This window comes from Phycisphaerales bacterium, from assembly GCA_035627955.1.
Classification (GTDB): domain Bacteria; phylum Planctomycetota; class Phycisphaerae; order Phycisphaerales; family UBA1924; genus JAEYTB01.
Map to the genome: position 1 here is coordinate 35,929 of DASPKU010000011.1, position 14,687 is coordinate 50,615.

Consider the following 14,687-nt stretch of genomic DNA (forward strand, 5'->3'; position numbering starts at 1 on the left):
CCGACATCAGAGCTGTTCCCGCGGATCGTTGACGATGAGCGGCAACAGCCCGAAGAGGACCTGGGCCGCGATGCCGATGACGCCGGCGGGTGCGGCAATCTTTGCGGCGTAGCTCGGGGGCGTGTCGCCCATCGCGAGCGAGAGGCCGAACTCGGCGGTCTGCAGCAGCATGAATGCGACAGTGCCCAGGGCGGCGCGCTGCGCAGGTGTCGCGCCGGGTACGAAGCGACGCACAAGCCATCTCGCGGCCAGGAAAGAAACCGTGAGGACGACCGGCACTTCGACGAGCACGGCAGCCACCGGGCCGATCCGCGGTTCGAGCAGCATGATGCGCACGGGCGCCATGACGAAGCCCGCGGCGAAGCCTGCCAGGCCATAGAGAACGCCCACGGTGATGAGGCGGGCCGGTGTGGGCGGTGTGGCGGTCACGGGTGAGGCTAGGGCGCGAGCTGTCGCCCTGTATCGGGCTGCATCTTTGCGTGCGCGTTTGCCGATGTTGGGGCATGGGCAAGCAGGCCTCCAACCTCCTGATGACCGTGTGCCTGTCGGCGGTGCAGCTGCTGGTGGTGGCGTACTGCGCCTGGCGGTTCCGGCACAGCACGCTGTTCGTGGTGATCCTGACCGCAGGCGTGGTCGTGACGTGGTTCATCCCGCGCCGGTTCGCCACGCTGGTGCTGGGTTGCTCGCTGCTGGCGGTGCGGGTCGCGGCCTTTCTGATGGAGCGCGACAACGAGGTGGGTTGGACGGCGGCGCTGCTGGTACTGACGACGGGGGCGGTGGTGGCGTGGCGGGAGTGAGCTGGCGGGCGTGGGTCGTTATGCTGCGTGCATGTCGCCACTGATGAAGGAACGCCTGGTCTCGGTCGGCATTCAGCTCGCGATCATCGCGGGCCTGTACTTCGCGATGGGTCCGCTGGACAAGTGGCTGATGGCCACGCTCGTCGGCGCGGTGGTGCTGCCGCTGTTCTTCCCGTTCCGGTTCGAGCGGATCGCGTCCGGGCTGGCGTACATCGGCGTTGGCGCATTCTTCTACTTCTACGGCGGGCCCGGGTACCTGCGGCTCGCGGGGCTGCTCGCGGTCGTGGGCGTGGTGATGATCGTGTACGGGGTAGTGAAGCTGCGGGGGCCTCAGGGTCACGTGAGCGAGTAGGCACGACCCGAGGACGGATCGTGCCACCCGGCGGCACACCTATTGGCTCAGGCGTTCGACCAGCTTCGCGGCGCCCTCGGCGTTGAGGGCGGCGGCGCGCTGGGCGTACTTGAGGGCCTGGACCTTGTCCAGGGCGCGGTCGAACCAGAGCGCGGCCTCGTAGGCCCACTGGGCGTTGGCGGGCTCCTCGTCGCTGGCGGTGGCGTAGAGCAGCGCGGCGTCGCGGGGGCGCTGGAGCAGGCCGTAGCACTCGGCGATCTGGGGCATCACCCCCGGCAGCCGCTTCTGCGCGGCGTCAAGGTTGACCAGCAGCTGGAGGGCTTCCTCCGCCTTGCCTTGGCGCTTGAGGGCGCGCGATTCAATGAGGCGGAAGGTGGTGTTCGCGGGCTGGAGCGTGCGGGCCTTCTCGATGTGCTGGCGGGCGAGGTCGAGCTTGTTCTCGTCCAGGGCGAGCTGCGCGAGCGCGGCCCAGGGGGTGGCGTTGTCGGGGTTGAGCTTGGCCGCGAGGAGGTAGTTCTTCTTGGCCTCGTCCTTCTGGTTGAGTTTGACTTGTACGGCCGCGAGGTAGAGCGGGGGCTTGTCGTCGCTGGGGTTGGCGGTCTGGGCGGCCATGAAGTGCTCGACGGCGCGGTCGTGCAGGCCCTGGAGGTTGGCGACGGTGCCCGCCGCGAGCTCGGTGGCCGCGTCGCGCGGGCCGATGGCGAGGGCCTTGACGTAGTTGTCGTAGCTCTCCGCCAGCCGCTTCTGCCCCGCGAGCAGCTCGGCGTACATGAGGTAGAAGGACTGCTCGCCCGCGTGCTGGGCGATGGCGCCCTTGAGCACGGCCTCCGCCTTCTCCGGCTCGCTGTTGTTGAGGTAGGTTTGCGCGGAGTTGAGGACGGCGTCGATGGTTTTGGTGTCGGCGGGCTTGCCGGTGCTGAGCGGGCGGGTTCGGGCGTCAACGATCTCGCTGCGCAGGGGAACTTCACCATTCGCAGGCGCGGGGCGGGTGGTCTTGAGGATGTAGCCAACGAGGGCGCCCACGGCGGCCAGCAGCGCGACCATCGCGACCACCGGCAGCACCTTGCCCGAGGATGAGCGGCCCGAGGAGGCCGCGCGGCACCCGCAGCCGCCCTTACCGCACCGGCAACCCCCACGGCCCCCACCACAGCCGCCCGACTTGCAACCGCAACTGCCCACGCGTGCTCCCTCCGTGGCCTTGCCTAAGGGACCGCCGGCGTCAGCCCGTGGCCCTGGCGATCCCCTATCCGCTGATCGGTCCGCGTACCATCGGCACTTGGAGCCGAGCGACTCGCAAACCGCCGTCAAACCCATGCAAGAACTGCCCAAACAGTACCGCCCCGCCGAGCACGAGGACCGCATCTTTGACCGCTGGATGGCGAGCAAGGCCTTCCACGCCGACCCGACTCCCGTCCTTTCGGGGGAGCGCGAGCCGTACTGCGTGCTGATCCCGCCGCCCAACGTCACGGCCGCGCTGCACCTGGGGCACGCCCTCAACAACACGATCCAGGACATCCTGGTGCGGGCCCACCGCATGATGGGGTACGAGACGCTGTGGATGCCGGGGACGGACCACGCGGGCATCGCCACGCAGGCGGTGGTCGAGAAGCGGGTGATGAAGGAGGAGAAGAAGCGCCGCACGGACTTCACGCGCGAGCAGTTCATCGCCAAGATCCAGGCGTTCAAGGACGAGTACGAGGCGACCATTACGAACCAGCTGAAGAAGATGGGCTGCTCGTGCGACTGGGAGCGGCAGCGGTTCACCATGGACCCGATCTGCGCGCGGGCGGTGCGCGAGGCGTTCTTCCGGCTGTTCCGCGACGGGCTCATCTACCGCGGCAAGCGGCTGGTGAACTGGGACCCGGTGCTGCAGACGGCGATCGCGGACGACGAGATCGAGAACATCGAGATCGACGGGGCGTTTTACTACTTGCGATACCCGCTAGTGCGGCCGGCGGAAAGTGGCAAAGTGGCGGAGTGGCAAAGTGGCAAAGTGAAGGATGCCACGACCAATGCCTCCTCTTCGCACTCTGCCACTTTGCCACTTGGCCACTCTGCCACTTCCCCCGTGACATGGTCGGAGCTGGCCCGCGCCGGGTACCCGGGGGCCGAGGGGATGCCAGCGGACGAACGCGCGTACGTCACGGTCGCGACCACGCGCCCGGAGACCTACCTGGGCGACACGGCCGTCGCGATCAACCCCAGGGACCCGCGGGCGAAGGCGCTGCAGGGGCTGCACGTGGAGCTGCCGCTCGTGGGCCGCGTGATCCCGGTGATCGCCGACGAGTACGTGGTGATGCCCTCGGCCAAGGGGCCGTACGGCGCCGCGCTCAACCTGCGCGAGAGCGACGAGCCCGAGGACCCCAAGGCCGCGTTCGCGACGGGGTTTTTGAAGGTGACGCCCGCGCACGACCCCAACGACTACGAGCTGGGCCGCAAGCACGGCCTGCCCATGATCAACGTGATGGCGCCCGACGCGTCCATCAGCGACAAGCACGGCTGGACGGACGTGGGCGACGCCCACCTGTTCGTCGGCAGGAAGCGCGAGGAGGCGCGCAAGCTGGTCGTCAAGGAGTTCGAGGCCCGCGGCCTGCTGGAGAAGGTGCAGCCGTACCGGCACACCGTCGGCCATTCGGACCGCAGCAAGGCGGCGATCGAGCCGTACCTGAGCGACCAGTGGTACGTGCGGGTAACGGACGACCGTTTATCGGGCTCGGCCAATCGTGCGCTGGTTCGCGACCAGCGGACGAACGCTGGCCATCCCCCGGCGCGCTCAGGGGAGGCTCTGGCGCGAGTTGTTGAGGCTCCGGCGCGGTTTGTTGAGGCTCCGGCGCGATCTGCTGAGGCTCCGACGAGGTTTGTTGAGGCTGCGGCGCGATCTGCGGAGGCTCCGACGAGGTCCGCAAAGGCCCATTCGGCGACGCCCGGTGACACCGTGGACGGCGACGGCTCGCTGCGGTTCCACCCGGCCCGTTATTCGCGGACCTACGAGCTGTGGCACGACAACATCCGCGACTGGTGCATCTCGCGGCAGCTGTGGTGGGGGCACCGGATCCCAGTGTGGAGCAAGAAAGTCACTCTGACCGCGGAAAACTGGTTCCGCGAGCTCGATCAGAACCCATATACGGGCGGCCTTTCGCTGGGCGACTTCTTCAGCGGAAGTGTGCCCGGCGCATCAGTCCGCTGCTTCAACCTGAACACCGGGCATGAAGAGCCGATCGGAGACTTGGCTCCGCTCAAGGACCTTCTCACGGGCGACTACATCATCTATATCTGTCTTCTCGACGACGCGATCGCGAAGAGGCACAGGCTGGAATCATTCGGTTTTGAGCAGGACCCCGACGTCCTCGACACCTGGTTCTCCTCCGCCCTGTGGCCCATCTCCACGCTGGCGTGGCCGGAGGACACCGACGCGCTGCGGGCCTTCAACCCCAGCAGCACGCTGTGCACCGCCCGCGAGATCATCACGCTGTGGGTGTCGCGGATGGTGATGTTCAATCGGTACTTCCGGCAAGAAGTGGCAGAGTGGCAAAGTGGCGAAGTGGCAAAGTGCCCGACGCCCGGCCCCCACTCTGCCACTTTGCCACTTGGCCACTCTGCCACTTTCCGCGCTGGCCCCGTGCCCTTCCGCGACGTCTTCATCCACTCCGTCATCCAGGACGGCGAGGGGCGGAAGATGAGCAAGACGCTGGGCAACGGCGTCGATCCGCTGGACATCATCGCCACGCACGGCGCCGACGCGATGCGGTTCACGCTGTGCCACATGACGACGCAGACGCAGGACGTGCGGATGCCGGTCGTGAAGGACTCGGCGAGCGGGAAGAACACGTCGCCCAAGTTTGACCTCGGGCGCAACTTCGCGAACAAGCTGTGGAACGCGGCGCGGTTTGCGCTGGGCATCCTGGGGGACGAGAAGTGGCAAAGTGGCGAAGTGGCAAAGTGGCAAAGTGACAAAGGCACTTCGCCCGATGCTGCTGGTTCTGCGTCCTCCACTTTGCCACTTGGCCACTCTGCCACTTTGCCACTTGTTGATCGCTGGATGCTCTCCCGCCTCTCCGTCGCGGTTGAGGCGTGCAACACGGCCCTTAAGGAGTTCCAGTTCGCCGACTACGCGACCACGATGTACGACCTCTTGTGGCGGGACTTCTGCGACTGGTACCTGGAGGCGATCAAGCCCACGGTCGCGGGCGATCCGCGGCAGCGGGCGGTGCTGGCGGCGACGCTGGACACCATCCTGCGGCTGCTGCACCCGGTGATGCCGTACGTGACCGAAGCCATCTACGAGCAGTCGCGGACGATCAGGACCGACGCGGTGCCCGGGATTGAGCTCGGGGACGCACGCAAGGACGGACTGCTGGCGACCGCGGGGTGGCCGAAGGTGTCGGCTTCGCTGCGCAACGAGAACGCCGAGCGCGAGTTCGAGGAGCTCCGCGGCTTCATCACGGCCATCCGAGAGGTGCGGGCCCAGCACAACGTGGCGCCCAAGCGGAAGGTCACGCTGCACTTCCCGCCGCAGCTGCTGCGGGGCGGCTCGTTCCTGGGCGACCTCATGGACCCCACGAACCCCGTGCACACGCTGGTGCCGACGCTCGCGGGCGTGGCGACCATGGTCAACTCGCCGCCCAAGGGGCCGTCCGTCTCCTTCCCATTCAGCGCCCACGAGTTCAAGGTGAGCGACCTCGCCGACGAGGCCACCATGGACACTGGCGCGGAGAAGGCCCGCCTGGAGAAACTTGTCGCTGACCTCGACAAGTCCATCGCAACCTTCGAGGGCCGGCTCGCGAACCCGGGGTACGCCCAGAAGGCCCCCCCGCACATGGTGCAGCAGACCAAAGACCAGCTGGAGAAGGCGAAGGCCGAGCGGGCCGCGGCCGCGGCGACGCTGGCGACGCTTTCCTGACGGCAATCGCGGGCGAGCGCGTCCGTTTCACCCGGAGAACGGCCCTGCAAACGCGGGAGGTTCCGTGCAGGACCCGCACGTTTGGGGGCCGCTCGGTGAGCGAACTTCATCGGCAACGGGGTTCGGGCCGAAGGTAGTATGGGAAGGATGGAACGGATGCCGTTGCTCGCCCCCCACCCCCACCGTTCGCTCTCGCTCCGCATCCTGCTGCTGACGGCGATCGCCGGGCTGGCGGCCGCGTGCTCGAACCAGCCTCCCGCGTCACCCGGCTTGGCCGCCGCCCCGCCGCAGGCGGCCCCGGGCGTGGTCGACCCGACGCTGAACGCCGCGAAGATCGTCATCGCCACCGCGCCCTGGACCTTCGAGCAGAAGGAGGGCAAGGTCATCGAGACGGCGAGCTACCGCATCATGACCACGGCCACGCGGGCTCAGCTGGTGGACCGCATCCCGGTGTTCATGGAGCTCGCGCTCAACAACTACACCAGCGCGGTGGGCACGCTGCCGCGGCCCAACGAGCAGATGGAGTCGTTCATCCTCGGCACCCGCCCGCAGTGGGCGCGGATGACGCAGCGCGTGATGGGCGCGGACAGCGAGATGTACCTGCGGATCCAGCGCGGCGGGTTCAGCAGCAACGGGCGGGCGATTCTCTACGACATCGGGCCGCGCGACACCTTCGCGATCGCCGCCCACGAGGGCTGGCACCAGTACACGCAGAAGACCTTCCGCAACTCGCTGCCGGTGACGTTGGAAGAGGGGCTGGCCACGTACATGGAGGGCTTCCGCTGGAACCCCGAGCAGATTGACCGGCCGGTGTTCATGCCGTGGGCCAACGTGGAGCGGTGGGAGCAGCTGCGGCAGGCGGAGCGCGCGGGCAAGCTGCAGCCGCTCGAAAAGCTCATGCGGAGCACGCCGCAGAACCTGATGGCGGACGACCCCGACGCGGCCCTCATCTACTACGCGCAGGCGTGGGCACTCATCCACTTCCTCAACGACGCCAAGGACGGGGCGTACCGCGATGGGTTCCGCAAGATCGTCACCGACGCGGCCAACGGGCGGCTGGAGGCGCGGGTGCGGCATGCTCTTGCTTCGCGCGGCATCACGAGCCGGCGCGGGGCGGACCTGCTCGACATCTATCTGGGCGCGTCGGCGGCTTCACTCAACGACGAGTACCAGGCGTTCGTGAAGTCGATCGTCACGAAGAACGGGGTGCGCGGGAAGATCATCCGGGGGCAGTCGCCGCTGAGCGAGGATGCGGCGGCGGAGAAGGCAGCGCCGGCGGCGGCGAAGTAGCCCGGCTCATACGAGTCATAGGACTCATACGAGTCAAAGGAGTAGAACGATCACTGCTGCGGCTGGGGGCTGGGGGCGGTGCCCAGGTAGGTGAGCGTGCGCTCCATGACGCGGCGGACCACCGGGCCGGAGACCATCGAGCCGTAGTAGTTGTTTTTGCGGATGCGCTCGGGGCCGGGGTCGTCGATGACGACCAGCACCACCAGGCGCGGGTTCTCCAGCGGGCCGCCGGCGATGAAGCTGACGCGGTACTGGTCGAGGTAGCCGGGCGTGCCGCGCATCTTGCGCTTGCCCTCGGGCGGGGAGCCCACGGCGATCTTGCTGGTGCCGGACTTGCCGAAGATCGTGTAACGCCAGCGCTGCCCCTCGGGCGGCGGGCAGTACTTGGTCTCCATCGAGCCGGTGACGCCCTTCATCGTCTCGCGCGTGAGCTCTGCGACGGAGCGCGGCAGCACGCGGTAGGTGACGCCCGGGCCCTCCCCTGTCTCGTTCATCGTGAGCCGCAGGCGCGGGAGGGTGCCGGCGAGCTCGCCGGGGCGGGAGAACGCGCAGAAGGCACGGACCATCTGCAGCGGCGTCACGGCGATCTCGTTGCCGAAGGCCACCGAGACCTGCGTGCTGTTCTTCCAGTGCTTCATCGAGGTCACGATGCCGCGGGACTCGTAGGGCAGGCCGAGGCCCGTGGCCTTGCCGAAGCCGAACCGGAGCACGGCGTCGTGCAGCTGCTGCGGCGTGAGGCGCTGGGCGCCCTTGATCATGCCGATGTTCGACGAGTTGACGAGGACGTCCTGCCACGTCATCGAGTCGCGGGCGGTGACGTCGCGGATGGGCTTGCGACCGTCGGGCGGGACCCATCCGCCGCGGCCCGTGGTGAAGACCTCATCGGGGCGGGCGAGACCGAGCTCCGTGATCGTGGCCCACACGAAGGGCTTGAAGGTGGAGCCGGGCTCGTACATGTCCTCGACGTTGCGGTTGCGGGCGAGGGCGGGGTGGATCTCGCGGGCGGGGTCGGGCGTGTTGACGATCCAGCGGCTCTTGCCGGGGAAGTCGGGCGCGGGCGGCTTCTTGGGCGCGGGGTTGCGGCGCGTCCAGCCGCCGGGCGGGGGCTCCACCTTGGGGTCGTCGGCCCAGGGGAACTCCTTCGCGTCAGGCGGCGTGCGGAGGATGTCGACCATCGCGAGGATCTCGCCGGTGATCGAATCGACGACCAGGCACCTGCCGCCCGCGGCGTCGGCGTCGGCGATGCCGCGCTGCACCTCCTCGTACGCGATCCGCTGCACCTCGAGGTCAATGGAGAGCCGCACATCGCCGCCGGGCTCGGCGGGCGCGATCTGCCCGGGCTCGATCCAGATGGGCTTGCCGGTGGCGTCGCGGACGAAGTCGACGTGGCCCTTGCTGCCGTTGAGCTGCTGGTCGAGGAGTTTTTCCGCGCCGAGCAGGCCCTTGTGATCGATGCCGACCTTGCCAACGATGGCCGCGCACTCGATGCCGCCGGGGTACTCGCGGACCTGACGCTTCTCGAGGGACACGCCCTTGATCCCGAGGGCCTTCACCGCGCGGGCCTTCTCGTCGTTGAGCGTGCCGCTGACGACCACATAGCGGATCGGCTTCTTGGGCGCGGCCCCCTCGGGCAGTGCCTCGGGCTCGGAAGGCGCGGGCGGCTGCGGCTCATCGTCCAGGCCCGCGATGGGCTCGAGCTTTTCCTTGAGCTTGGAGAGGAAGCGGCTGGTGACCTTGGTGGGCTCGCCTGATTCCGGCGGCTTCAAGGCCGCGGCACGCCGCTCGTTCTCGACTACCGCGCGGAGGATGCGGGCGCCTACGGCGTCTGCGGGCAGCTCCATCGCCTCGGCGAGGCGCGTGATCGCGCCATCGATGTCCTGGGGCAGCAGCGTGGGGTCGACAATCACGCGCGAGCCGAAGCGGGTGACCGAGAGTGGCCGGTTGCGGCGGTCCACGATCTCGCCGCGGAGGGGCAGCTCGGTGCGGCGCGTCACGCGCGGCTCAAAGTGCTCGCGCAGCGAGTCCGAGGGGGCCACCTGCAGCTGCGCCACGCGCCCCAGCACCGCCACCAGCGCCAACGAGATGCCGCCCGCCAGGCACCACGCGACCGTGCCGAAGGAGGAGCGGCCGGCGCGTGCCACGGTCTGCGCGGCGGGGCTTTCGCCGCTGCGGCCAAGCTTGTCACGGAACATGAACGGGTTCATCTAGTTCCCCCCGGCACGTGCGACCCTGCTGCGGTTGTTGTGGCTCGCCTGCGAGCGTGGCCTGGGCTTGCTCGCGTTCGCCCGCGTGGGCTTGGGCATGGGGCCGACGAACTCCGCGGTCCCCGGCGTGTTGCGGGCGGCGAGCTTCTTCTCCATCTCCAAGCGGGTCTTCTCATCGATGACCGGCGGCACGAGCGGCCGCAGCGGGCCGACATCCGCGGCCAGGCGCTCGACCTGCTCGGGCGTGACGCGCTCGGCGATCCTGGCGCGGAGGACCCACAGGCGCTCGTCCTCCTGGTTGATGCGGATCTGCGTCTGCGCGATCTCGCTGGCGACCTGGAGGCGCGACTGGCGCAGAGCAAGGAGCGTGCACCCGCACGCTCCTAAGGCGACGACGACCGCGACAAGCTTTGGGAACACCGCCGGCCTCTCGTTTCCCCGCGGAAACTCCCGCGGCCACTATTCGCGTTCATTCATCGGCGTTACGCCGCGGGCAGCTGGATGGTCACGCCCAGCGGCACGTTGTTGGGGTTCTTGATCAGCTTCTTGTTGAGCTCGACGATCTCCTTGGCCCGCTTGATGGTGCCGAGCTCCTTCTGAGCGATGGCCGCGAGGGAGTCGCCCTTCTTGATGGTGTAGGGGCGGGTCTTGGAAGCTGGAGTGCTGCCCGCCGTTGCCGCTCCACCGGCGGTCGGGCGGGGTTCGATGACCGGGACGCGCGCGGTGTTGGTGCCGCCGGGGACGGGCGAGACGCCGCGGATGGAATCGAAGTTGGTCTGGGTCAGCACCGGTGCGGGCGTCGTCGGCGCGGGCTTGCCGGTCAGCACCTCGCTGCTGGGGAGCTTGATCTTCTGGCCGATCTTCAGGGGCGTGCTGGGGTCGATGCCGTTGTACTTGGCCAGCTTCTTGGCGAGCTTGCCGTCGCCGTAGTGCTGCTTGCAGAGCTTGAAGAGGTGCTCGCCGCTGGCGACGGTGTGGACCTTGTCGTTGCTCACCGGTGCGGGGGGCAGCACGCTGGTGGGCGCGGGGGTGTTGTTCGCGGCAGCGGTGCGGTTGGCGAGCGGGTTGCCGCTGTTGAGCGGCAGCGGCTGCACGCCCGTGAGGTTCGTGTTCTGCGGCTGCGTGCCGGCGCCGTTGATTGGGTTCACGGCCTGGCGCGTGGTCTGCACGCCGGGGGTGAAGGAGATGGTGTCGCCCTGGAGCTGAGCGCCGACGTTGCGGACCACATCCTCAAGCCCGCTTGTGCGCCCGGTGTTGGAGGCGATGGGCTGCACCTGGTTGCTGATGTTCGCCGGCTGTTGCGCATGAGTCGTCCCGCCGATAGGGGCAGGAGCCGTTGATTGCGGCAGCGGGTTGATCAGGTCGATCGTGCCGGCGCCGGCCGGGGCCGCGCCGTTCGCGGGGCCATTCGTGCCTGCGAGCCCGTTCGCGTTGGCCAGCGTCGTGGGCGTGCCCTGCACGAGAACCAGCGGCTCGGTCTCGGCGGTGGGCATCGAACCGATCAGCGGCGCGGGGGCGTTGGGCGTGGGCTCGGTCACGGTGCCGCGGGGCAGGGTGTCGGCGCCGTTCTCCAGCGCAATGGGCGGCGGCTCGGTCACCTTGGCGGGCTCGGTGGGCAGGCTCGCGAGGCGCGTCTGCCGCGCGTGCGACAGGTGGTCGCTGATGAGCACCGTCACGACCAGCACCAGTGCGAAGCCGACAATCAACGCCAACTTGAGTTCACGCGTCACGCTCAGCGTCCTTGCTTGCCCGCGGCGGCGGGCCTTTCTTTGCGGCGAGCTTTCGAGAGCGTCCTTGCCCTCAAACCACCCGCCGTAAACCGCGTTCCGTGCCTCTCGGCAGCGGCCGCAATGGTACTGCATTTCCTGCGCGTTTCAACGACGCGCAACTATCCACAGACTGGAGAGCGGAGAATGGAGAGCGGAGAGTGGTGGAAGGCAGTCCCGTTCTCGGCTCTCTGATCTCCGCTCACCCTCCGGGCATCTTCACCGCCCGCAGCTTCGCCGACCTTGCCCTCGGGTTCCGCGAGAGCTCCTCCTCACCCGCAACCCGCGGGCCATCCGTCAGGTCCTCGCCCCCGAGCTTCACGATCTGCTCGACGGCCTTCTTGACGGGGCGGTCCTCGAGGCTGTGGAACGACAGCACCGCGAACCGCGCGCCCGGTTTCAGCCACGTTGCTTCCAGCTTTGAAGCGAGCCGCTCCGCGTCCCGCACCGCCGCGCCCAGGAGGGCCTCCAGGCTGCCGATCTCGTCGTTGACCGCCATCCGCAGCGCCTGGAAGGTGCGGGTGGCGGGGTCGATCCCGCCCCACTGGCCGGGGCTTGCGCTCCGCACCAGTTCGGCCAATCGGCCCGTCGTACTTATCGGAGACTCTGCCCGCGCCCGCACAAGTTTTGCCGCGATCCGGCGGGCGTTTCTGTCCTCGCCGAACCGCTGGATGATGGACGCCAGCTCGCCCTCGGGCAGCCCGTTCACAAGGTCCGCCGCGGACACGGGTAACGTCGGGTCCAGCCGCATGTCCAGCGGCCCGTCCTGCGAGAAGCTGAAGCCGCGGGCGGGGTCGTCGACCTGGGTGGAGGCGAAGCCGAGGTCGGCGAGGACCATGTCGGCCTTAAGGCCCCCGCTTCCCCCACCGCCCCCAACACCCGCCGCCAGCAACGGCAGCTTGTTGGGAACCTCGGCGAAGTTGCCGGTCAGCACGTGCACGCTGACGCCCCCACCCGCCTGCTCCCGCACGTGCGCCTCCGCGCGTGTGAGGTTCAGGGGGTCGGCGTCGTTAATGATGACGGTGCCCCCGCCCGCCGATGCAAGGCGCGCCCCCACCGCCGCGGCGTGACCGCCCAGGCCCGCCGTGCAGTCTACATAGACCTCGCCCGGTCCCCGAACGCCGGGCGCGAGCACGCCCAGGCACTCGTCAAGCATCACGGGGATGTGGCCGCGGTCGGGCACGCCCAAGCCTATCCGGTCAAGGCATCCACCGCGGAGTTGCGCGGAGTGAGCGGAGATGCGCGGAGAACGCATTGTTAACGCGAAGAGCGCGAAGGGGGAGCAAAGGCGCGAAGGTGGAGAAGACGGGATCGGACCAGGAAGATGAAGGAGGAAAGCCCATGAGAGTGTCCGAAGTACTCGTCTTCCGTCTTCCCATCCCCTCTTCGCGCCTTCGCTCCCCCTTCGCGATCTTCGCGTTCACACTGCCCTGCCTTTCTCCGCAGAACTCCGCTCACTCCTCGCAACTCCGCGGTAGAGCCTTCCCCTTGACCGCACCCCTAAACTCCCCGACTCATGACGCCCCCCCACGCCCCCACCCTCGAAACCCTCCGCGACCTGCACGAGACTCTCTCCCTGGCGATGAAGGGCGGGCGGATGGGCTGGTGGACGCGTGACCTCGCCACCAACACGGTCGTCTGGTCCCCCGAGCTTGAGCAACTGTTCGGCCTGCCGCCGGGGGGCTTCCCCGGCTCCGAGCAGGCGTTCTTCGACCTTGTGCACCCCGACGACCGCAAGGCCGTGGGCGACGAGGTGGCCGCGGCCATCATGCAGCAGCGCGACTACGTGATCGAGTTCCGCTTCCGCCACGCGAGCGACCACCCCAGCGTGTGGCGGTGGATGGACGGGCGCGGCCGCGCGGTGTACGTGAACAACCGGCCGACGATGCTCTACGGCATCGGCATCGACATCACCGACCGCCGCCGCGCCGAGGACACCATCCGCGCCAACGCGGCCAAGCTGGAGCAGCTGCTCGCCGACGCCGACGCCCACCGCACCGACCTCACCCGGGCCAACCGCGACCTCACCGACTTCGCCCACATCGCCGCCCACGACCTCAAGGAGCCCTTCCGCACGATCAACTTCCAGGCCAGCTTCATCCTCGACGACCACCGCGCCGCGCTGCCCGGGGACGCCATCAAGAAGCTCGAGGGCATCCAGAAGGCCGCCGTCCGCGGCGGGCGCCTCGTGGACGAGATGATGCGCTTCGCCCGCAGCGGCGACGTCAAGCTCAGCGACTCGCCCGTCGAGCTCGCCGCCCTGGTCTACGAGGCCGCGAGCACGCTGCCCGAGTACAAGGAGAAGAAGGTCGAGCTCACCATCGAGCCCAACCTCCCCTCGCTGAGCGTGGACCCCGTCGCCCTCTCGCAGGTCTTCCAGAACCTCCTCGCAAACGCGGCCCGCTACAACAGGAGCGAGGTGAAGCGGGTGCGGGTGTACGCCCGCGAAGCGGGCGGGGAAGGTGGCAAAGTGGCAGAGTGGCAAAGTGGCAAAGTGAAAGAGAATGCCCCCGGCGCTCCCGCCTTTCCCGCCTCTCACTCTGCCACTTTGCCACTTGGCCACTCTGCCACTCCCGCCTTCATCTCCATCTGCCTCTCCGACAACGGCGTCGGCATCCCGCCCAATCAGCGGTCGACCGCGTTCCGCATCTTCAAGCGCCTGCACCGCGAGGAGGACTTCGGCCCTGGCAGCGGCGTGGGGCTGGCCATCGTCAAGAAGATCGTGGAGGGTCACCGCGGCGAGGTGGTCATTGAAGACAACCCGGAGGGGCAGGGGTCCGTGTTCGTCATCACCCTGCCCCGGCGGTAGGGCCTCCCGGGGGGACGGAGGGGCCTATACTCGCCCGGCCTCAGTTCCTCCGCCGCCGGGATCGCCCCGGCCTTCGTGTCCGGATCGCACTGGCTCCCCGACGCTTCCTCCGCCCAGGTTCAAGCAGCGGTTCTCACTCTGGGCTCTTTGGAAGTATCGGTATGAAGCTCTACGTCGGTAATCTGTCGTTCAACACGTCCGAGGGTCAGCTCCGCGAGATGTTCGAGGCCTTCGGCCCCGTCGCCTCCGCGTCGCTGGTCATGGATCGCGACACCGGCCGCCCCCGCGGCTTCGGGTTCGTCGAGATGAACGACGCCTCCCAGGCCCAGGGCGCCATGGCCGCCCTCAACGGCAAGAACGTTGACGGTCGCGACCTCACCGTGAACGAGGCCAAGCCTCGCGAGGCGGGCGGCGGCGGCGGTCGCGGCGGCTTCGGCGGCAGCCGTGGCGGCGGCGGTGGTCGCAGCAGCGGCGGGCGCGGCGGCTGGTAATCCCAGCAGCGGCCAATCGGCCAAGTGAAGGACGGAGGGCCGGGCATTGATGCCCGGCCCTTTTCATTGCGCACGCCG

The 14,687-nt window shown here is 68.6% G+C and carries 12 protein-coding genes; 6 read left to right on the forward strand and 6 right to left on the reverse strand.

Annotated features, from left to right (window positions below; all coding sequences use genetic code 11):
• Positions 1 to 6 precede the first annotated feature (6 nt).
• Entirely contained in the window at positions 7 to 429 is a 423-nt protein-coding gene (locus VD997_08935) for a hypothetical protein (protein ID HYE62108.1), read from the reverse strand.
• A 74-nt stretch (positions 430 to 503) separates the two neighbouring features.
• Here VD997_08935 and VD997_08940 point away from each other — a divergent pair, with 74 nt between their 5' ends.
• Entirely contained in the window at positions 504 to 797 is a 294-nt protein-coding gene (locus VD997_08940) for a hypothetical protein (GenBank protein HYE62109.1), read from the forward strand.
• Positions 798 to 828: 31 nt separating this feature from the next.
• The gene (locus VD997_08945; GenBank protein ID HYE62110.1) at positions 829 to 1,149 is read left to right on the forward strand and encodes a hypothetical protein; all 321 of its coding nucleotides are present in this window, start codon (positions 829 to 831) and stop codon (positions 1,147 to 1,149) included.
• Positions 1,150 to 1,188: 39 nt separating this feature from the next.
• On the opposite strand, the gene VD997_08950 is transcribed toward VD997_08945, so the two are convergent.
• Positions 1,189 to 2,211: a hypothetical protein gene (locus VD997_08950; GenBank protein HYE62111.1), complete on the reverse strand. Its 1,023-nt coding sequence runs from the start codon at positions 2,209 to 2,211 to the stop codon at positions 1,189 to 1,191.
• Positions 2,212 to 2,425: 214 nt separating this feature from the next.
• On the opposite strand from VD997_08950, the gene VD997_08955 reads away from it, so the two are divergent.
• Positions 2,426 to 6,049, forward strand: a complete 3,624-nt coding sequence (locus VD997_08955) for a valine--tRNA ligase (protein HYE62112.1) — start codon at positions 2,426 to 2,428, stop codon at positions 6,047 to 6,049.
• 156 nt (positions 6,050 to 6,205) lie between these two features.
• The gene (locus tag VD997_08960; GenBank protein HYE62113.1) at positions 6,206 to 7,339 is read left to right on the forward strand and encodes a DUF1570 domain-containing protein; all 1,134 of its coding nucleotides are present in this window, start codon (positions 6,206 to 6,208) and stop codon (positions 7,337 to 7,339) included.
• Between the two features lie 50 nt (positions 7,340 to 7,389).
• Here the strand turns inward: VD997_08960 and VD997_08965 are convergent, their stop codons facing one another.
• The 4 genes from VD997_08965 to rsmH form a co-directional block, all read right to left on the reverse strand.
• Positions 7,390 to 9,543: a penicillin-binding protein 2 gene (locus tag VD997_08965; protein HYE62114.1), complete on the reverse strand. Its 2,154-nt coding sequence runs from the start codon at positions 9,541 to 9,543 to the stop codon at positions 7,390 to 7,392.
• Positions 9,544 to 9,963: a hypothetical protein gene (locus VD997_08970; protein ID HYE62115.1), complete on the reverse strand. Its 420-nt coding sequence runs from the start codon at positions 9,961 to 9,963 to the stop codon at positions 9,544 to 9,546. It lies immediately after the preceding gene.
• A gap of 62 nt (positions 9,964 to 10,025) precedes the next feature.
• A complete protein-coding gene (locus VD997_08975) occupies positions 10,026 to 11,273 on the reverse strand; it encodes a LysM peptidoglycan-binding domain-containing protein (GenBank protein HYE62116.1) in 1,248 nt (415 codons plus the stop codon).
• Positions 11,274 to 11,511: 238 nt separating this feature from the next.
• Positions 11,512 to 12,492 carry a 16S rRNA (cytosine(1402)-N(4))-methyltransferase RsmH gene (gene rsmH / locus VD997_08980; protein ID HYE62117.1) on the reverse strand — a complete coding sequence of 327 codons (981 nt, stop codon included), beginning with the start codon at positions 12,490 to 12,492 and terminating at the stop codon, positions 11,512 to 11,514.
• A gap of 333 nt (positions 12,493 to 12,825) precedes the next feature.
• Here rsmH and VD997_08985 point away from each other — a divergent pair, with 333 nt between their 5' ends.
• Positions 12,826 to 14,118 carry an ATP-binding protein gene (locus tag VD997_08985; protein HYE62118.1) on the forward strand — a complete coding sequence of 431 codons (1,293 nt, stop codon included), beginning with the start codon at positions 12,826 to 12,828 and terminating at the stop codon, positions 14,116 to 14,118.
• Between the two features lie 161 nt (positions 14,119 to 14,279).
• Complete coding sequence (locus tag VD997_08990) at positions 14,280 to 14,609, forward strand: RNA-binding protein (protein ID HYE62119.1); 330 nt, start codon at positions 14,280 to 14,282, stop codon at positions 14,607 to 14,609.
• The last annotated feature ends 78 nt before the right edge of the window (positions 14,610 to 14,687 follow it).